This is a genomic window from Amycolatopsis sp. cmx-11-12 (assembly GCF_046269425.1).
GTDB lineage: Bacteria > Actinomycetota > Actinomycetes > Mycobacteriales > Pseudonocardiaceae > Amycolatopsis.
On the sequence record NZ_JADNQM010000008.1, the window covers coordinates 146,254 to 165,542 of the forward strand.

Consider the following 19,289-nt stretch of genomic DNA (forward strand, 5'->3'; position numbering starts at 1 on the left):
TCGCAACGCCAACGACCGCAACTAGAGGGCTACTTGCGGTCGTTCGGAACGGCAAGTGCCGCAACTAGGTGACTACTTGCGGTTCCAGAACCAGTCTTTGCCGCGCGCCTCGCCCAGTGCGCGCTTCTTGCGCTCGGCGGTGAGCCTGTCCAGGTAGAGCCTGCCGTCGAGGTGGTCGGTCTCGTGCTGCAAGCATTGCGCGAGCACGTCGACGCCTTCGACCTCGATCGGTTCGTTGCGCAGGTTGACACCGCGCACCACGGCATGCTTCGCGCGAACGACCGGGAACCAGAGTTCCGGCACGGAAAGGCAGCCCTCGCCGATCTCGTGTGTCTCCTCGGACAGCTCGACGATCTCCGGGTTGATCACGTATCCGGTCAGCCCGCCGACGTCGTAACTGAACACCCGCAGGCCGACCCCGATCTGCGGCGCCGCGAGACCCGCGCGCCCAGCCGGTTTCACCCCGTCTATCAGGTCGGTGACCAGCGACTCGATCTTCTTGTCGAAGGTCGTGACCGGGTCGCATACGGTCTTGAGCACGGGATCCCCGAAGTAGCGCAGGTCGCGCATCACCATGTTCGAACGTCCTTCTCCGCAGGCTTGAGCGGCAATTCTAGGCCCGCAGGCGCAGGCCCTTCGGGGTCGCCCGGAATCCCGCCTCCTGGAGCACCGACGAAAGCTCCGAGGTGAGCGCCACCTCACCGTCGGCCTTCTGCACCGCCAGCTGCCCCAGCCAGCCTTCCCGCACCGCTGTGGACAGCGCCCGCGCGGCCGAACGCAAGGTCTCCTGGTCCTCGGTGAAACTCAGCAGCGACCGGCCACCGCGTTCGACGTACATCGCCGGGACACCGTCCACGAGCACTGCCAGCGCGCCCGCTTTCCTCGCCGGACGGTGCTTCGTGTCACCCGTCGCGGCAGGCCACGGCAACGCGGCACCGTAGGGCTGCGCCGGGTCGGCGGCGGCGAGCACGACCGCTCCTTCCCGGGTGGTGCGCTGGTTCCCGGACTGCGCGCGCAGCCTGTCGACGGCGCCCTTCGCCGCGAACTGCGCGGCGCCGAGCCCCTCGACCACGTAACCCCGGACGACCTGACCGGAGTCCTCCATGCCGCGCAAAACCTTGTAGATCCCGGAAAACCCGCCCGTCACCCGCTCGGTGTCGAGCGCACCCCTGGTGAGGACGCCGTGCCGTTCCAGGAACGCCTCGGTCCGCGCGAGCGCGCGCCTGGTCGGATCCGCTTCACGTCCCGGGGTCAGCGCCCAGCGGCCGGCCACTGTCGGCGGCCCGGTGCGCGACGGCATCGCCGGTCGTCCGGCCCGGAGCCGCGCGTACCGGCCTCGGGGAGCTTGCCGACGGGGTTTGTGCGCCGCGCCAGAACCGGAGACCTGTGCCCGCAGCGGGCCGAGCGTGTCGCCGGTGACCAGTCCGGCCCACACCAGATCCCATAGCGCGGCAACGACTTCACCGTCGTTGGGCGGGGTTTCGACCAACGGTGACGCCCGGTCCACGAGCTGGCGGAAGAACTGCGCACCACCCTCCAAAGTGGACAGGATGGCTTCGTGGAGCGGGCCGGAGGGCAGATCGTCGTCGAGGTCCGGCAGCAGCAGATCGGCGACGTCCGTGGGCGCGAGCGCCAGCCAGCCGTCGCCGCCGGACAGGGAACCGCAACCGCACCAGGTGACCTCGCCCGCCGTGGTCAGTTCGTCGAGCAGCGACGGCGTGTAGCCGGGCAGCCTGCTCGGCAGGATCAACGACTCGACCGCGCTCGCCGGGAGCGGGGCGCCCGCCAGTTGCTCGACCACGGACAGCACGTCGTCGGCCGTCGGCGCGGACCGCACTCGCGCGCCGATGCCGTGCCACGACGGCAGGAACCGGCCCAGCGCAGCCGGTTCGACCGGCTCGACCTCGGCCCGCAGCCGGGCAAGCGACGCCCGCCGGAGCCTGCGCAGCACCGACGCGTCGCAAAACTCCATGCCGACACCATGGGTCTCCGGATGTCCGACCGGGCTCAATTCACCCCGGACCAGCCTGCCCTGCGCGGTCAGCCTGTCCAGCACGCCAGTGACCACGGCCGTCCCCAGCCCGAAGCGTTCGGCGGCCTGACGGGCACTGAACGGCCCACGGCTGCGGGAGTAGCGGGAGAGCAGGTCGCCGACAGGATCCTCGACGGGTTCGGTGAACGCCTCCGGCACGCCGACCGGCAACGCGGTGCCCAGTGCGTCCCGCACCCGGCCCGCGTCCTCGATGGCGATGAACCGTTCGCCGCCGCCGATGCGGACCCGGATCACCCGTCGCGCCGACTCCAGTTCCTCCAGCCATTCCCGTTGGATGCCACGCGCGGCGGCCTCCTCGATCGAGAGATCTCCGAGGAACCGCAACAGATCCGCGGCCTCCTCGGCGTTGCGGGCGTGCCTGTCGGGATCGAGCCGCTGCAACGAGCGCTCGACTTCGGCGACGACCTCGGCGTCCAGCAGTTCCCGGATCGCCTCGGTGCCGAGCAGTTCGGCCAGCAGCGTCGAATCGAGCGCCAGCGCCGCCGCGCGCCGTTCCGCGAGCGGGGCGTCCGTCTCGTACAGGAACATCCCGACGTAGCCGAAGAGCAGGCTGCGCGCGAACGGCGACGCCGACGGCGTCTCGACCTCGACCAGCTTGACCTTCCGCGACCGGACGTCGGCCATCAGTTCGCGCAGCCCGCCGACGTCGTACACGTCCTGCAAGACTTCCCGCATCGCTTCCAGCACCACGGGGAACCGCTCGTACTTGGCCGCCACCGACAGCAGTTGCGACGCGCGCTGCCGTTGCTGCCACAGCGGGGTGCGGCGGCGCGGATCCCGGCGGGGGAGCAGCAGCGACCGCGCCGCGCATTCCCGGAATCGCGCGGCGAACAACGCCGAGCCGCCGACCTCGGCGACGATCAGCTGCTCGACCTCTTCCGGATCGAGCAACACGTCGTCGACGCCGATGGTGATTTCCGAGCCTTCCGAGTCCAAGGCTTCCGGCAGCCGCAGCACGATGCCGTCGTCGGAATGCGCCACCTGCGCGTCGACCCCGCGGTTCTCCCGCAGCCGGGCCGCGATCGCGAGCGCCCACGGCGCGTTCACCTGTGCGCCGAACGGGGAGTGCAGGATGATCCGCCAGTCGCCCAGTTCGTCGCGGAACCGTTCCAGCAGCACGGTCTTGTCGTTCGGGACGTGCCGCGTGGCCGACTTCTGCTCTTCCAGATACCCCAGCAGGTTGTCGCACGCGTACTCGTCCAGCCCGGCGACGGCCGCGCGTTCCCTGGCCGCGACCGGGTCCGAAGTGGACAGTTCGCGGACGAACGCGCCCAGCGCCCGCCCCAGTTCCAGCGGACGGCCGGGAGCGTCGCCCTTCCAGAACGGCATCCGCGCGGGCTCACCCGGCGCGGGGACCACGATCACGCGGTCGTGGGTGATGTCGGTGACCCGCCAGGAGGAGGTACCGAGCAGGATCGTGTCCCCGACGCGGGATTCGTAGACCATCTCCTCGTCGAGTTCGCCCACGCGGCTCCCCGAAGTACGCTTTCCCGCTGAGGGGCCATCAGCAGAGTCGGGTTTGTCGTCGGCGCCCGGCGTCATCACGGTGAACAGGCCGCGGTCGGGGATCGTGCCGCCGGAGGTCACCGCCAGCCGCTGCGAACCGGGACGGCCGTGCAGTTCGCCGCTGACCCTGTCCCAGGTGATCCGGGCGCGCAGTTCGCCGAACTCCTCGCTCGGATACCGGCCGGAGAGCATGTCGAGCACCGCGAGGAGCGCGTCGTCCGGCAGGGAGGCGAACGGCGCCGCGCGGCGGGTGAGGGTGGCCAGTTCGTCGACCGTCCACGATTCGAGCGCCACCATGGCCACGATCTGCTGCGCGAGCACGTCCAGCGGATTTCGCGGGTACCGCACCGCTTCGATCGCCCCGGACGCCATCCGTTCCGCGACCACCGCGCACGAGACGAGGTCGCCCCGGAACTTCGGGAACATCACCCCGCTCGACACGGCGCCGACCTGGTGCCCGGCCCGGCCGACCCGTTGCAGTCCCGAAGCGACCGTCGGCGGCGCCTCGATCTGCACGACGAGATCGACCGCGCCCATGTCGATGCCCAGTTCCAGCGAGGACGTCGCCACCACGCAGGCGAGGCGACCGGTCTTGAGTTCCTCTTCGACGTGAGTGCGCTGCTCACGCGACATCGACCCGTGGTGCGCCCGCGCGATCACCGGCGCCGCGCCCGTGGTGAGCCCGGACTGGCCGATCGCCTCGGCCGGGTACCGCTGGTCCGGCTCCAGCTCGGATTGTTCCGCGACGAGTTCGTTGAGCCGCGCCGTCATCCGCTCGGTGAGCCGCCGCGAGTTGGCGAACACGATCGTCGACCGATGCGCCTGGATCAGTTCGAGGACCCGCTCCTCCACGGCGGGCCAGATGGACGGCCTTCGCGGCGTGCCGTCGACCTCGTCCAGTGAGCCGGGCAGCCGGGCGAGGCCCGCGTCGAGGTCTTCGTTCTGCTTCGGCCCCTGTGGACTGTCGAGATTGGACATGTCCTCGACCGGGACCTCGACGCGGACCTCGATCGTCTTCGCGAGCTTCGGCTGGACGATGGTGACCGGCCTGCCACCGGCGAGGAACGAGGCGACCTCGTCGATCGGCCGGACCGTCGCCGACAGCCCGATCCGCTGGGCGGGTTTCTCCAAGAGCGCGTCGAGCCGCTCCAGCGACAAGGCCAGATGCGCGCCGCGTTTACCGCCCGCGACCGCGTGCACCTCGTCGATGATCACTGTCTCGACGCCGCGAAGCGAATCGCGCGCGGAGGAGGTGAGGATGAGGAACAGCGACTCCGGTGTCGTGACCAGCACGTCCGGCGGCGTTTTGCCGAAGGACCGCCGCTCGGCGGCCGTGGTGTCGCCGGTGCGCATGCCGACGCCGATGTCCGGCACCGGCAGCCCCAGCCGCCGCGAAGCCTGCGAGATGCCCGCCAGCGGGGCCCGCAGGTTGCGCTGGACGTCGACCGCCAGCGCCTTCAGCGGTGAGACGTAGAGGACGCGGCAGCGTTTCCGCGGCTCGGCAGGCGGCGGTTCCACGGACAGCCTGTCCAGCGCCCAGAGGAACGCCGACAGTGTCTTACCGGACCCTGTGGGGGCCACGACCAGCGCGTGTTCCCTCGCGTGCGCGGCACGCCACGCCCCCTCCTGTGCGCGGGTGGGCGCGGCGAAGGCCCCGGTGAACCAGTCCCTGGTCGCGGGGGAGAAGAGGTCGAGTACGTCTGCCACGCCCTCCATAGTGCGCCGGACCACCGACAGTTTCGCTCCGAGGGCTGTGACACGGCACCCGTCGGGGACGAGTTCGGCGGGTTCCGCACGTACGGTGACCTCGCTCGTGGGAGCATCACGGCCATCGCGGCCGGATCGGTACTGGGGCGGCCGCCGTTCGTCTGTGAAGGGGAAAGAGCTGTGCGGATCCTGTCGGTGGACCTCGGTACGTCCAACACCGTGGCCGTGCTTTCGGCGCACGGAAGGCCGCCACGGGTGGTCGAGGTCGACGGTTCGGCCAACATGCCTTCCGCGGTGTTCGCCACCGAGGACGGCACGATCATGGTCGGCCGCGACGCCGAACGCCGTGCCCGCCTCGACCCGACCCGCTTCGAGCCCAACCCCAAGCGCCGCATCGACGAGCAGACGCTCCTGCTGGGCACCGACGTCATCCCGGTCACCGAGGTGCTGGCCGCGATCCTGCGCCGCGTCCTCGACGAGACCACCCGCCAGCTCGGCGGCGAACTACCCGACGAGGTCCGGCTCACCCACCCCGCGCAGTGGGGCCAGACCCGCCGCAACGTGCTCCTGTCCGCGGCCCGGCTCGCCGGGATGGGCGGCAACCTGGTGCTCGTCCCCGAGCCCGTCGCCGCGGCCGCGCACTTCGCGTCGTTCCCCGGCAAGACGCTCGCGCCGGGGCAGGCGCTCGCCGTGTACGACCTCGGCGCCGGCACCTTCGACGTCGCCATCGTCGGCGCGACCCCGAACGGCGGCTTCACCGTCGTCGCCGAAGACGGCCTTCCCGACCTCGGCGGCCTCGACGTCGACCAGGCGCTGCTGGTGCACGTCGGCCGTGAGGTCTCGCACAAGGATCCCCAGCGCTGGCAGCGGGTTCTGCGGCCGGAGTCCACTCCGGACCGTCGTACGCGGCGCGCGTTGCAGGAGGACGTGAAGGCGGCGAAGGAGGCCCTTTCGCGGCACCCGCAGACCGAGGTTCCGATGCCGGAGCCGTTCGAGGACGTGCTCGTCACCCGCGGCGAACTCGAGGCGCTGGTGCGGCCGTCGATGCTGCGCAGTGTCGAGCTGATGTCGCGGGTGGTCCGCTCGGCGGGGATGACCCCTGACCGGCTCGCCGGTATCTACCTCGTCGGCGGTTCGAGCAGGCTTCCGCTGGTCGGCAGCCTGATCGCGGAGAAGCTCGGCGTCGTCCCCGGCAGCCTCGACCAGCCGGAGACCGCGGTCGCGCTCGGCGCGCAGCACGTCGCCTCCGACGGCATCAGCGGTCGTACGCAGGGCGTCGAAGGGCAGGTCGCGGCCGGATCCGGCGCGCACCCCGGCGTTTCGGGTCCGTACGCGCCGCCGCAGCAGCAGGTGGCGTCGATCCCCGGCTACCAGTCCGGCGGACCCGGCCAGTCCGGCGGCTTCCCGCAGTCGGGCTACCCGAACAGCGGCCCGCAGCAGGTGCAGCAGCAGCCCGCGCCGACGAACTTCCCGACGTACTCCTTGGCCGGGCAGACCGCCGGTGACAAGGCCCCCGCGAGCAAGAAGAAACCGCTCGTCATCGGCGCCATCGCGGCCGTCGTCGTGCTGATCGCCGCCGGGCTCGTGTACTTCCTGACGTCCTCTTCGGTGACCACCTACACGGCGAGCGACTGCAAGACGCCCAGTGCGGCCGACGACAAGGGCCTCACCGGCTGCCTGCGCCAGCTCGCCGGGAAGATCGCCGACACCGGCGACTGCAAACCCGGGATGGGCAACGGGCCGGCGAAACCGGCCGAGGAGCTCGGCGTGACGTCGACCTGCTCCGCGCCGGGCCGCGCCGGGACCCAGGTGACCTATTTGCAGAGCGACTCCGCGGAGAAGCTCAAGGCCTACACCGACGGACTGCTCAAGTCGGCGGGCGGGGACCGCACCGAGGCCAAGTGGGCGGGCAACGCCCTGGAAGGCCAGTACTCCTCGGCCGCCGGGCGGAACGCGGCCGTCCTCGTGTTCACCGTCACCGACCGGCCGCTGGTCGGCTTCATCTACCAAGTCCCGGCCGAAGGACAGAACCCGACACCGGGCGAACTGGCCGATTACTTCGAAAAGAGCGTCCAGCCGGGCGAGTAAGTCCCTGATTCGCGCGTGAAGGCCCCCTTCCCTCGGCTCAGCCGAGGGAAGGGGGCCTTCACGCGGCTCAGGCTCTCCGCCGGGCTAGACTTCGCCCGATGCGTATCACGGTCTTCCGGCGGCTCATGGCCGACGAATTCGGTCCCGGACGTGCGGAAACCCTCTCCAGGGATCACGTCTTCGGTGAACTCGGGGGACAGACCGTAGAGCAGGCCCTTGGCTCGGGAACCTCGGCCAAGGACGTCTGGCGGGCGGTCTGCGACGCCTTCGAGGTGCCGCCGGAGCGGCGTTGACCTCGACGAAAGGGCAAGAATCCTAGCGCAACGGCGTGTCGGTCACGGCCTCGAACACACGTTCGTCTAGGGTGTTGTCCACAACGGGGTCAGCGATCCACAGCTTGGGCGCGAGGCCTGGAATTGTCGGTGGTCACCCGTAGCGTCGGACCCGACAGCTCAGAACTGAAACAAGCCTTACCGGCTCAACCAACGAGGTGGACTCCATGGCACCAGCAGCACCCGACAAGGACAAGGCGCTCGAACTGGCCCTGGCCCAGATCGACAAGCAGTACGGCAAGGGCTCGGTCATGCGCCTCGGCGAAGAGGGCCGTGTGCCGATCGAGGTCATCCCGACCGGTGCCATCGCGCTCGACGTCGCGCTCGGGATCGGTGGCCTGCCCCGTGGTCGGGTCATCGAGGTCTACGGTCCGGAGTCCTCCGGTAAGACCACCGTCGCGCTGCACGCGGTCGCCAACGCGCAGCGGAACGGCGGCATCGCCGCGTTCATCGACGCGGAGCACGCGCTGGACCCGGATTACGCCCAGAAGCTCGGCGTCGACACCGACGCGCTGCTGGTCTCCCAGCCGGACACCGGTGAGCAGGCGCTCGAGATCGCGGACATGCTGATCCGCTCCGGCGCGCTCGACATCCTGGTCATCGACTCGGTCGCCGCGCTCGTGCCGCGCGCCGAGATCGAGGGTGAGATGGGTGACAGTCACGTCGGTCTCCAGGCCCGGCTGATGAGCCAGGCGCTGCGGAAGATGACCGGTGCGATGAGCAACTCCGGCACCACCGCGATCTTCATCAACCAGCTGCGCGAGAAGATCGGCGTCATGTTCGGCTCCCCGGAGACCACGACCGGTGGTAAGGCGCTGAAGTTCTACGCGTCGGTCCGCCTGGACGTCCGGCGGATCGAGACGCTGAAGGACGGCGGCGAGCCCGTCGGTAACCGCACCCGGGTCAAGGTCGTGAAGAACAAGGTCGCGCCGCCCTTCAAGCAGGCCGAGTTCGACATCCTGTACGGGAAGGGCATCTCCCGCGAGGGTTCGCTGATCGACATGGGTGTCGACCAGGGCATCCTGCGCAAGTCCGGCGCCTGGTACACCTACGAGGGCGACCAGCTGGGCCAGGGCAAGGAGAACGCGCGCAAGTTCCTGCTCGAGAACCCGGACATCGCCAACGAGATCGAGAAGCGCATCAAGGAGAAGCTCGGTATCGGCGCCGTCGTCGACGCCGAAGCCACCCCGGCGCCGGTCGACTTCTAAGAGCCTGTTGGCGGAGCTGCGGTGTACTTCGCGAAAGGGACATCGCGCGTGAACCCGCCCCGGCCGAAGGCCCCGCTATCGTGGTGGCAGGGCGCCCTTGTTCGTCATCGTGAGAGGTCTGACCAGGTCGCGCCGTGGCGACGCGATCGCGGACGCGGGTTCACCAACAGACACTAGGAGATCAGGCTTGCGAGCGCCCAAGGTGGATCCGGCGGAGTTGCCGCCGGACGAGCGGAGGAAGAAGGCCAAGGAGATCTGCTTCGATCTCCTGGCCGCGCGCCCGCGCTCCACGGAGGAACTGCGTCAGGCTCTCAAACGCAAGGGCTTCGACGAGGAGACGACGGAGACCCTGCTCGGTAAGCTGGACCAGGCAGGGCTCATCAACGACGCCGAGTTCGCGGAGATGTGGGTTCGTTCCCGTCATGCCAACACTGGCTTGGCGCGGAACGCACTCGTGGCCGAACTCAAACGCAAAGGAATCGATGGGGATATCGCCGTCCAGGCCGCCGACGAGGTGGACCGAGAGGCAGAGGAGCAGCGCGCCCGAGAGCTGGTACGGAAGCGCATGCGCTCCTTGGGCAACGTCGACGAGCAGACGGCGATCCGTCGCCTGCTGGGCTTCCTCGCCCGCAAGGGCTATCCCCAGGGGCTGGCCTACACCGTGATCCGCGACGAACTCCGCGAGTTCGGCGCCGAAGCGGCTCTCTTGGACGACGCTGCCCTCGACTGATTCACTCAATACCTGATCACTCAATACCTGAGCTGCTCACCGGCTGAGCGGGCCACTTGCCCGCCTGCCGGTGTTCTGCTGTCCGGGTAAGGCTCTGACCAGCATCGATGCGACCGATCAGGAATCAAGAAGCACCGGACGCCCGCTCGGAAATAGCGTTACCGGCATGAACCTCATCGACGCCATCACCCTCGAAGTTGCCGACACCGCGGCCGCCGAACGCTTCTACGCCACCGCCTTCGGGCTCGACACCCAGCTTCGCCTGCGGACAGCGCAAGAGCCGACCACCGGCTTCCGCGGCTACACCCTTTCCCTCACGGTGTCCCAGCCCGCCAACGTCGACGCCCTGATCGAAGCCGCGCTCGCCGCCGGTGCGACGGCGATCAAGCCCGCCGCGAAATCGATGTGGGGTTACGGCGGTGTCGTCCAGGCCCCGGACGGCGCCCTCTGGAAGATCGCCACCTCGGCGAAGAAGAACACCGGCCCGGCCACTCGCGAGATCGACGACATCGTGCTCCTGCTGGGCGTCGCCGACGTGGCCGCGAGCAAGAAGTTCTACGTCGAGCACGGCCTCACCGTGGGGAAGAGCTTCGGCCGCGTGTACGTCGAGTTCGAATCCGGTTCGAGCCCGGTCAAGCTGGCGCTGTACCGGCGCAAGGCACTGGCCAAGGACGCCGGCGTCGCCCCGGAAGGCACCGGCTCGCACCGCATCGCGATCTGCGGCGCCGCCCCGTTCACCGACCTGGACGGGTTCGCCTGGGAGACCTCCGCTCTCGCCGCCCAGTCCTGATGTGCCACTACCGGATGCCTCCGCTCGCCGCCTACCAGGGAGAAAACGCCATGAGCACCACGTACGAAGGATTCACGGCCGAAGAGAAGGCCGCGATGAAGGAACACGCCCAGGACATGAAGAAGGCCGCGCGTCGCGGTTCCGCCGCCGACAAAGCGGCGGCGGCGGAGCAGGACGTGGTCGCGAAGATCGCCGAGATGCCCGACGAGGACCGGGCATTGGCCGAGCGGGTCCACGCCATCGTGAAGGCCAACGCCCCGATGCTCGCGCCGAAGCTCTGGTACGGCCAACCCGCCTACGCGCTGGACGGCAAGATCGTCTGCTTCTTCCAGGCGGCGGCCAAGTTCAAGACGCGCTACGCGACTCTCGGCTTCAACGAAGAGGCCCAGCTGGACGACGGCGCGATGTGGGCGACCAGTTTCGCCTTGGTCAAGATGACGGCCGCGGTGGAGAAGCGCGTCGCCGCCCTGGTGAAGCAGGCCGTGAGCTGAGCCGCAGGTGAGGCACCGGGGTCGGGACTTGCCCAAGTACATGAAGGACCCCTTCCTGTACCTAGGCGCAAGCAAGGGGGCCTTCATGTACTTCAGGCGACAAGGGTGCCGGTGCCGGGAAGGCCGAGTGCGAGTGGCAGGTCGCTTTACCGCGCGATTGGCCACTCTCAGCGCGGCAAGGAATCCCTAGGCTCGGGTGATCACCGGGAGGACCACATGATCACCATCGCTCCACTGACGCCCGAAGACCGCGAAGCTTGGGAAGACCTGTTCCGCGCCTACATCGCCTTCTACGAACGTGTTGCGCCCCAAGAGGTCTACGACCGCGCTTGGCGAGAGTTCCGCGAAGGGCGCCGGATGCACGCGCTCGTCGCCCGCCTCGACGGAAAGCTCGTCGGAATCACGCACTTCCTGGTGCACCCCAGCACTTCCGCGCTCACCGACGTCTGTTACCTGCAAGACCTGTTCACCGCGCCGGAAGCCCGGGGCAAAGGCGTCGCGCGGGCACTGGTCGACGCGGTCGCGGACTGGGCGCGTGGCCAGGGTTGCGAGCGCGTTTACTGGCACACCAAGGAATCCAACGCGACCGCGCGCCGCCTGTACGACCAGGTCGCGGTCAACCGGGGCTTCATCCAGTACCAACTACCGCTCTGAACGCGGTGAAGGCCACCGCCGAAACGGTGGCCTTCACCGGACGAGTCAGAGCTTCGACGCCTCCGCGGCGAAAGCCTCGATCTTCCCGAAGTCCTTGGCCGCCAAGGCATCCTTCGGGGTCAGCCACGAACCGCCGATGCAGCCCACATTGGACAGTGCGAGGTAGTCCGGCGCGGTCTTCACGGTGATCCCGCCGGTCGGGCAGAAACGCAGTCCTGGCAGCGGCCCGCCGATCGATTTCAGGTACGCCACGCCGCCGCTGGCCTCGGCGGGGAAGAACTTCAGCGCGGTCAGCCCGCGTTCGGCCAGCCGCATCGCTTCCGAAACCGTGCTCGCGCCCGGCAGGAACGGCAGTCCGGTGTCGAACGCGGCGTCCAGGACCGAGTCCGTGCAGCCCGGGGTCACCAGGAACTTCGCGCCGGCGTCGGCGGCCTGCTTGGCGTGCTCCGGCGCGGTGACCGTCCCGGCGCCGATCACGATCTCCGGGACCTCCGCGGCGATCCGTTCGATGGAGGCGAGTGCCGCCGGGGTGCGCAGGGTCAGCTCGATCACGCCGATCCCGCCCGCGAGCAGCGCCCGCGCGGTGGGCACGGCGTCGGCGGCGTCGTCGAGGACGACGACGGGCATCACGGGGGACAGGCCGAGCAGGTCGGCGCCGGTGGTCACTGGGTTACCTCCACAGGGGTCAACATGTGCGCCGGAGCGCCGAAGTGTTCCGGCGTGAGCGGTCCGAACACGCTCGCGCCCTGATCGGCGGGGCCGACCGCGCGGCGCAGCGCCGCGAACAGCTCCCGGCCGGTGCCGGTCCAGGATGCCTCCGAAGGCGGGGAGTCCACCAGTTCACGACGGGCGAGTTCTTCGTCACCCACGAAGACGTCCAGCGTCCCGGCCTTGGCGTCGAGGCGGATGGTGTCGCCGTCTTCGATGCGCGCGATCGGGCCGCCCACAGCGGCTTCCGGGGTCACCTGGATCGCCGCCGGGATCTTGCCGGAGGCACCGGACATCCGGCCGTCGGTGAGCAACGCCACCTGGTGCCCGCGGTCCATCAGCACCCCCAGCGCAGGGGTGAGGCCGTGCAGTTCCGGCATCCCGTTGGCCTGCGGGCCCTGCTGCCGGATGACCACGACGACGTCGCGGTCCAGCTCGCCCGCCTCGAAAGCGTCCTTGAAGGACTTCTGGTCGGTGAACACCCGCGCCGGGGCCTGGACGACCCGGTGTTCCGGAGCCACCGCGGACACCTTGATCACCGCGCGGCCGAGGTTGCCCGCGACCATCCGCAGCCCGCCGTCGGCGGCGAACGGCCGCCACACGGGACGCAGGACGTCCTCGTCGAGGCTGCGCGTCGGGACCTCACGCCAGACCAGTTCGCCCTCGGACAGGATCGGCTCCTGCCGATAGCGGTGCAGGCCCGGTCCGGCGACGGTCTGGACGTCCTCGTGCAGCAGGCCCGCGTCGAGCAGCGTGCCGACCAGGAACTGGATGCCCCCGGCGGCGTGGAAGTGGTTGATGTCCGCGCTGCCGTTCGGGTACACCCGCGCCAGCAGCGGGATCACCGGCGACAGGTCGGAGAAGTCGTCCCAGGTCAGCTGGATGCCCGCGGCCGCGGCGATGGCGACGAGGTGCATCGTGTGGTTGGTCGAACCACCCGTGGCGAGCAGGGCGATGACACCGTTGACGACGGCCTTCTCGTCGATCACGCGCGAGACCGGCGTGTACTCCTCGCCGCGGGACAGCTTCACCACGCGACGCCCGGCCTCTTCGGTGAGCGCCTTCCTCAGCGGCGAGTTCGGCTGCACGAAGCTGGCGCCCGGCAGGTGCAGGCCCATCACCTCGACGACCATCTGGTTCGAGTTGGCGGTGCCGTAGAAGGTGCACGTTCCCGCCGAGTGGTACGAAGCCGCTTCGGCGTCCAGGAGGTCTTCGCGGGTCGCCTTGCCCTCGGCGTAGAGCTGGCGCACACGCGCCTTCTCCTTGTTCGGCAGGCCCGAGTTCATCGGCCCGGCCGGTACCAGGATCGCCGGGAGGTGCCCGAAGGACAGCGCGCCGATCAGCAGGCCCGGCACGATCTTGTCGCAGACGCCGAGCAGCAGCGCCGCGTCGAACATGTCGTGGGACAGCGCGATCGCGGTCGACATCGCGATCACCTCGCGGCTGAACAGCGACAGCTCCATCCCCGGGCGGCCCTGGGTGACGCCGTCGCACATCGCGGGCACGCCACCGGCGAACTGGGCCACCCCGCCCGCCTGGCGGACCGACCCCTTCAGCATCGCGGGGTACTCCTGCATCGGCTGGTGCGCCGAAAGCATGTCGTTGTAGGACGAGACGATCGCGACGCCCGGCGCCCGGACGGCGCGCAGTGCCGCTTTGTCGACACCCTCCATCGCGGCGAATCCGTGGGCGAGGTTGCTGCAATCGAGTCCGCGCCGCATCGGACCCTCTTCGTGGGCGGCCGCAGCACGCTGGAGGTGCGCGGCGCGGGTCTCGGCGCTGCGGGCGATGACGCGTTCGGTGACTTCGGCGATGATGGGGTGGACGTTCGGGGCGGTGCTCATTGTCCGGCTCCGGATCACTGGTCGTGGTGGTCCGCGGGACGGCAACGCTGACGCCGCTGGGTCGTGACAGTGGCCACAGTACCTCGGCGGAAAGCGCGGATCAAAATCGATACAGAAGATCGACTCGCGTGACCTCCGTCACGCCCCTAGGTTCTACTGTGCTACTTGTCACATTGCACAACGCGCGGCAGAGTCGAGACGGCGAGGATCGCTTGCCCTCTCAGGCTCAAGCGGCCAACCGAACCGACCATCGGGAGGTACCGATGTCCACCACAGAGATCGCCGAGCTTCGGCGAGCCATCGGTCAGCTGAGGCAGTGCGTCGGCGCGCTGCGGTCCCGATACGGCGACGCTTCGGCGGTACGACGCCTGGCGAACGACGTGGAGCGACTCGACATCGACGCGACGGATCTCGACACGACCCCGAACGCGGTGCCCGCGCAGGCGAAGGCAGCCGACCGTGTCCAAGTACCCGATACGCCCTACGACCCGGCGCTCTGGCACGGCGCCGATGACGAAGGCGTCGGCGGCTACAAGCGCGACCAGCGGTGAGCGCCCCCGCCGGCGAAGAGGCCGGACGGGGTACGGGGGTCCGCGCACCGTCGCGGGCCCGGATCGCCGAACGAACGCTGCGCACCGACCGGTGGTGGCTCTCCCCGCTGCTGACCGTCCTCGGCCTCTCCACTTTCATCATCTACGCGACGATCAGGGCCTTCGTCCGCACCGCCTACTGGGTGCCCGAATACCACTACCTGACGCCGTTCTATTCGCCCTGCGTCTCGGAATCCTGCGTCGAAGGCTCCCGGCACTTCGGGGCCTGGTTCGGCGAACTGCCGGGCTTCATCCCGCTCGGCTTCCTGGTCCTGCCGTTCCTGCTGGGCTTCCGGCTGACCTGCTACTACTACCGCAAGGCCTATTACCGGGCCGTCTGGTTCTCGCCGCCCGCCTGCGCGGTCGCCGAACCGCACGCGAAGTACACCGGTGAGACCCGGTTGCCGTTGATCATCCAGAACGTCCACCGCTACTTCTTCTACGTGGCTGTGGTCGTCTCGTTGATCAACACCTACGACGCGATCACCGCGTTCCACGGCAAGACCGGCGGGTTCGGTTTCGGGCTCGGCAACATCGTGCTGACCGGCAACGTGGTCCTGTTGTGGGCGTACACGTTGTCGTGCCACTCGTGCCGTCACGTGACCGGCGGCAGGCTCAAGCACTTCTCGAAACATCCGGTCCGCTACTGGATCTGGACGCAGATCACGAAGCTCAACACCCGGCACATGGCGCTGGCGTGGACGACGCTCGGCACGCTCGTGCTGACCGACCTCTACGTGATGCTCGTGGCCAGCGGTGCGATTTCGGATCTGCGGTTCATCAACTAGCGGCGAGGGAATCTCCCGTCCCCGGCGACAAGCTTTGAGGTGGCTCTTTCTATGACCGAGGTCGAACGGCTCAACTACGACGTGGTGGTGATCGGTGCCGGTGGCGCCGGTCTCCGCGCGGTCATCGAAGCCCGTGAACGCGGCTTCAGCGTCGCGGTGGTGTGCAAATCGCTGTTCGGCAAGGCGCACACCGTGATGGCCGAAGGCGGCTGCGCGGCGTCGATGGGCAACGCGAACTCGAACGACAACTGGCAGGTGCACTTCCGCGACACCATGCGTGGCGGGAAGTTCCTCAACAACTGGCGGATGGCCGAACTCCACGCCAGGGAGGCGCCGGACCGGGTCTGGGAACTGGAGACCTACGGCGCGTTGTTCGACCGCACCGCCGACGGCCGGATCAGCCAGCGCAACTTCGGCGGGCACACGTACCCGCGGCTGGCGCACGTCGGCGACCGCACCGGGCTCGAACTGATCCGCACGATGCAGCAGAAAATCGTTTCGCTGCAACAAGAGGACTTCAAGGAGATCGGTGACTACGAGGCGCGGATCAAGGTCTTCGCCGAATGCACGATCACCGAGTTGCTGACCGAAGACGGCCGGATCTCGGGCGCCTTCGGGTACTGGCGTGAGAGCGGCCGGTTCATCCTGTTCGAGACGCCGGCGGTGGTGCTGGCCACCGGCGGTATCGGGAAGTCGTTCAAGGTCACCTCGAACTCGTGGGAGTACACCGGTGACGGGCACGCGCTGGCACTGCGGGCCGGGGCGAAGCTCATCAACATGGAGTTCGTCCAGTTCCACCCGACGGGCATGGTCTGGCCGCCGAGTGTGAAGGGGATCCTGGTCACCGAAGGCGTCCGCGGTGACGGCGGTGTCCTCAAGAACACCGAGGACAAGCGGTTCATGTTCGAGTACATCCCCGAGGTCTTCAAGGGGCAGTACGCGGACAGCGAGGAAGAGGCCGACCGCTGGTACACCGACCAGGAGAAGAACCGGCGCACCCCGGACCTGCTGCCGCGGGACGAGGTCGCGCGCGCGATCAACTCCGAGGTCAAGGCAGGCCGGGGATCGCCGCACGGCGGGGTCTTCCTCGACATCGCCAGCAGGCTGCCCGCGGAGGAGATCCGCAAACGGCTGCCGTCGATGTACCACCAGTTCAAGGAACTCGCCGACGTCGACATCACCAAGGAGCCGATGGAGGTCGGCCCGACCTGTCACTACGTGATGGGCGGCATCGAGGTCGACCCGGACACCGCGTCGTCGAGCGTGCCGGGGCTGTTCGCCGCCGGTGAGTGCTCGGGCGGGATGCACGGATCGAACCGGCTCGGCGGCAACTCGCTGTCGGACCTGCTCGTCTTCGGCCGCCGGGCGGGACTCGGCGCCGCGTCCTACGTCGCGGAATTGAAGGACCGCCCGTCGGTCAGTCAGTCCGATGTGGACGACGCCGCGAAAATGGCGCTCGCGCCGTTCGACCCGCCGGAGAACGGCGTCGAGGAGAATCCGTACAGCCTGCACACCGAACTCCAGCAGTCGATGAACGACCTGGTCGGCATCATCCGCAAGTCGGAGGAGATCGAGCGGGCGCTGGTGAAGCTCGGTGAACTCCGGGAGCGGATCCTGCGGGTGACCGTCGAAGGGCACCGGCAGTTCAACCCGGGCTGGCACCTCGCGGTCGACCTGCGGAACATGCTGATGGTCAGCGAATGCGTGGCGCGGGCCGCGTTGCTGCGGACCGAAAGCCGGGGCGGGCACACGCGCGACGACCATCCGGGCATGGACGCCCAGTGGCGCAACAAGCTCCTGGTCTGTTCGGCGAGTCCGGGCGGCAACCCGGTGGTGCCGGAGATCGGCATCGAGGTCAAGGCGCAGACCCCGCTGCGGCAGGACCTGCTGGAGCTGTTCGAACTGTCCGAGCTGGGGAAGTACTACACCGACGAAGAACTGACGTCGCACCCCGGGAGCCAGGTATGAGCTACAAGGCGAGTTTCCGGGTCTGGCGCGGCGACGCGGACTCCGGTGAACTGAAGGACTACACCGTCGAGGTCAACGAGGGCGAGGTCGTCCTCGACATCATCCACCGGTTGCAGGCCACCCAGGCCTCGGATCTGGCGGTGCGGTGGAACTGCAAGGCGGGCAAATGCGGTTCGTGCTCGGCGGAGATCAACGGCAAGCCGCGACTGCTGTGCATGACGCGGATGTCGACGTTCACCGAGGACGAGGTCATCACCGTGACGCCGATGCGGACGTTCCCGGTGATCCGCGACCTGGTGACCGACGTGTCGTTCAACTACACCAAGGCCCGTGAGATCCCGTCGTTCACACCGCCCCCGGAGCTGAAGCCGGGGGAGTACCGGATGCAGCAGATCGACGTGGAGCGCTCGCAGGAGTTCCGGAAGTGCATCGAGTGCTTCCTGTGCCAGAACACCTGCCACGTCGTGCGCGACCACGAGGAGAACAAGGAGGCCTTCGCCGGGCCTCGATACCTGATGCGGATCGCCGAACTCGAAATGCACCCCCTCGACGTCGCCGACCGGCGTGACGAGGCGCAGGAGGAACACGGGCTCGGCTACTGCAACATCACCAAGTGCTGCTCGGACGTGTGCCCGGAGGGCATCCACATCACCGACAACGCGCTGATCCCGATGAAGGAACGCGTCGCGGACCGGAAGTACGACCCCATCGTGTGGCTGGGGAACAAACTGTTCCGGCGGGACAAGTAACACCGGCTCGCGAGTGGTAATGACGGTCAGAACCGTCATTACCACTCGCGAGCTTTAATCGTTTGCCCCCACTCGACTGCCCGTTGCACACTTACCGCACACCGACCGAGGAGGACACATGCCGCTGTACCGCATGGCTCGCCCTCTCCTTGGTATGGAAGAGAAACACGGCTCCCCGCCGACGTCGTAGCACGACGTCGCATATACGGAGCCGCCCTTCGGGAAACCGAATTGGGCGGCTCTTTCATGATGAACCCTTGTAGCTCAACGGAAAGAGTACGGCGCTACGAACGCCGGGGTCCAGGTTCGATTCCTGGCAGGGGTACTTCTGGAACGAAGCGGTCCGGTGCGCAGTGTGCGCCGGCCCGCGTTCCAGGCCAAACCCCCGGCACGGCGGGGAAACCTGTTCCGTCGTCCGGTGCGGCGGTGTGGGGTCCGTGTGCCCCGCACCGCCAGAACGCGCACGGTCCGGTGACCGGCCGGGATTCATAGCCCCGGCCAGCCTGGCTCGACACCAGGGTGCGCGACTCAGGACGCCTTGCGGGCGCTGTGCACGTCGCCGCGTTCGTGGCGATGCAGCACGAGGTCCTGGAAGCCGTTGTCCCGCAAGCCCTCTTCCATCGTGAGGCCGTTCGTGGCGACGACCACGAGCAGTCCTCCTGGCACGAGACTCGCGGCGATCCGGCCGAGCGGCTCGGGGGAGTCCACGAACGCGATGACGATGTCGAAGGTGCCCATCACCGGCAGACGGGCGACCTGATGGACCTCGTAGGAGATCCCGATCGGATCGCGTTCCTCTTCGCGCTGCGCGGCCGCGATCAAAACCTGGTCCGCGTCGACCCCGACAACGCGGCGCGCACCCTTGCCGCGGAACAGCCTGGGATAGCGGCCATCGCCGCATCCGACGACCAGGACCGACCTGCCCGCCAGGTCCGGCAGCGCTTCGAGCAGCGTCGTGGCCTGGTCCGCCATAGCGCCGACGCTAGCCGACGAGGTCACCGTCCCGACAGGACCAAGAGGCGTATCCCGAAGTACATGAAGGCCCCCTTCCTTGCGTCTAGCGCAAGGAAGGGGGCCTTCATG

Annotated in this window: 16 protein-coding genes and 1 tRNA gene; 12 read left to right on the forward strand and 5 right to left on the reverse strand. The window is 68.6% G+C overall.

Translation table 11 applies throughout. The features are described from left to right. Nucleotides 1-72 precede the first annotated feature (72 nt). Together def and ACLARN_RS13635 are read right to left on the reverse strand one after the other, a co-directional pair. Nucleotides 73-576 (reverse strand): peptide deformylase, encoded by a 504-nt coding sequence (gene def / locus ACLARN_RS13630; RefSeq protein WP_409491736.1) that lies wholly within the window; start codon nt 574-576, stop codon nt 73-75. Between the two features lie 37 nt (nt 577-613). Beyond that, nucleotides 614-5,275 carry an ATP-dependent helicase gene (locus ACLARN_RS13635; RefSeq protein WP_409491737.1) on the reverse strand — a complete coding sequence of 1,554 codons (4,662 nt, stop codon included), beginning with the start codon at nt 5,273-5,275 and terminating at the stop codon, nt 614-616. A 171-nt stretch (nt 5,276-5,446) separates the two neighbouring features. Between ACLARN_RS13635 and ACLARN_RS13640 the strand changes: the two genes are divergently transcribed. The 7 genes from ACLARN_RS13640 to ACLARN_RS13670 all read left to right on the forward strand — a co-directional run bounded on the left by ACLARN_RS13640 (nt 5,447) and on the right by ACLARN_RS13670 (nt 11,559). After that, nucleotides 5,447-7,354 carry an Hsp70 family protein gene (locus ACLARN_RS13640; RefSeq protein ID WP_409491738.1) on the forward strand — a complete coding sequence of 636 codons (1,908 nt, stop codon included), beginning with the start codon at nt 5,447-5,449 and terminating at the stop codon, nt 7,352-7,354. A 98-nt stretch (nt 7,355-7,452) separates the two neighbouring features. Further along, nucleotides 7,453-7,647, forward strand: coding sequence for a DUF3046 domain-containing protein (locus ACLARN_RS13645; RefSeq protein WP_076154793.1), 195 nt, complete (start codon nt 7,453-7,455; stop codon nt 7,645-7,647). 206 nt (nt 7,648-7,853) lie between these two features. After that, nucleotides 7,854-8,894, forward strand: a complete 1,041-nt coding sequence (gene recA / locus ACLARN_RS13650; RefSeq protein ID WP_409491739.1) for a recombinase RecA — start codon at nt 7,854-7,856, stop codon at nt 8,892-8,894. Nucleotides 8,895-9,096: 202 nt separating this feature from the next. Beyond that, nucleotides 9,097-9,624: a regulatory protein RecX gene (locus ACLARN_RS13655; RefSeq protein ID WP_143252807.1), complete on the forward strand. Its 528-nt coding sequence runs from the start codon at nt 9,097-9,099 to the stop codon at nt 9,622-9,624. 166 nt (nt 9,625-9,790) lie between these two features. Further along, complete coding sequence (locus ACLARN_RS13660; RefSeq protein ID WP_409491740.1) at nt 9,791-10,414, forward strand: glyoxalase; 624 nt, start codon at nt 9,791-9,793, stop codon at nt 10,412-10,414. A gap of 50 nt (nt 10,415-10,464) precedes the next feature. Beyond that, nucleotides 10,465-10,905, forward strand: a complete 441-nt coding sequence (locus tag ACLARN_RS13665) for an iron chaperone (protein ID WP_409491741.1) — start codon at nt 10,465-10,467, stop codon at nt 10,903-10,905. Between the two features lie 216 nt (nt 10,906-11,121). After that, nucleotides 11,122-11,559 (forward strand): N-acetyltransferase family protein, encoded by a 438-nt coding sequence (locus tag ACLARN_RS13670; protein ID WP_409491742.1) that lies wholly within the window; start codon nt 11,122-11,124, stop codon nt 11,557-11,559. Nucleotides 11,560-11,604: 45 nt separating this feature from the next. Here the strand turns inward: ACLARN_RS13670 and eda are convergent, their stop codons facing one another. Continuing rightward, entirely contained in the window at nt 11,605-12,225 is a 621-nt protein-coding gene (gene eda / locus ACLARN_RS13675; RefSeq protein WP_005164729.1) for a bifunctional 4-hydroxy-2-oxoglutarate aldolase/2-dehydro-3-deoxy-phosphogluconate aldolase, read from the reverse strand. Beyond that, the gene (edd, locus tag ACLARN_RS13680; protein WP_409491743.1) at nt 12,222-14,111 is read right to left on the reverse strand and encodes a phosphogluconate dehydratase; all 1,890 of its coding nucleotides are present in this window, start codon (nt 14,109-14,111) and stop codon (nt 12,222-12,224) included. The genes eda and edd overlap by 4 nt, the downstream gene beginning before the upstream one ends. A 263-nt stretch (nt 14,112-14,374) precedes the next feature. Between edd and ACLARN_RS13685 the strand changes: the two genes are divergently transcribed. From ACLARN_RS13685 to ACLARN_RS13705, 5 genes are all read left to right on the forward strand, one after another. Then, nucleotides 14,375-14,662, forward strand: coding sequence for a hypothetical protein (locus ACLARN_RS13685; protein WP_005164726.1), 288 nt, complete (start codon nt 14,375-14,377; stop codon nt 14,660-14,662). Further along, nucleotides 14,659-15,489 (forward strand): hypothetical protein, encoded by an 831-nt coding sequence (locus ACLARN_RS13690; protein ID WP_409491744.1) that lies wholly within the window; start codon nt 14,659-14,661, stop codon nt 15,487-15,489. Before ACLARN_RS13685 ends, ACLARN_RS13690 begins: the two co-directional genes overlap by 4 nt. 51 nt (nt 15,490-15,540) lie before the next feature. After that, complete coding sequence (locus ACLARN_RS13695) at nt 15,541-17,457, forward strand: fumarate reductase/succinate dehydrogenase flavoprotein subunit (protein WP_409491745.1); 1,917 nt, start codon at nt 15,541-15,543, stop codon at nt 17,455-17,457. Then, nucleotides 17,454-18,206, forward strand: coding sequence for a succinate dehydrogenase/fumarate reductase iron-sulfur subunit (locus tag ACLARN_RS13700; RefSeq protein WP_409491746.1), 753 nt, complete (start codon nt 17,454-17,456; stop codon nt 18,204-18,206). Before ACLARN_RS13695 ends, ACLARN_RS13700 begins: the two co-directional genes overlap by 4 nt. Before the next feature lie 253 nt (nt 18,207-18,459). After that, nucleotides 18,460-18,531, forward strand: a tRNA-Arg gene (locus ACLARN_RS13705). A gap of 203 nt (nt 18,532-18,734) precedes the next feature. Here ACLARN_RS13705 and ACLARN_RS13710 read toward each other — a convergent pair. Then, nucleotides 18,735-19,178 (reverse strand): class I SAM-dependent methyltransferase, encoded by a 444-nt coding sequence (locus ACLARN_RS13710; protein ID WP_409491747.1) that lies wholly within the window; start codon nt 19,176-19,178, stop codon nt 18,735-18,737. Nucleotides 19,179-19,289 lie beyond the last annotated feature (111 nt).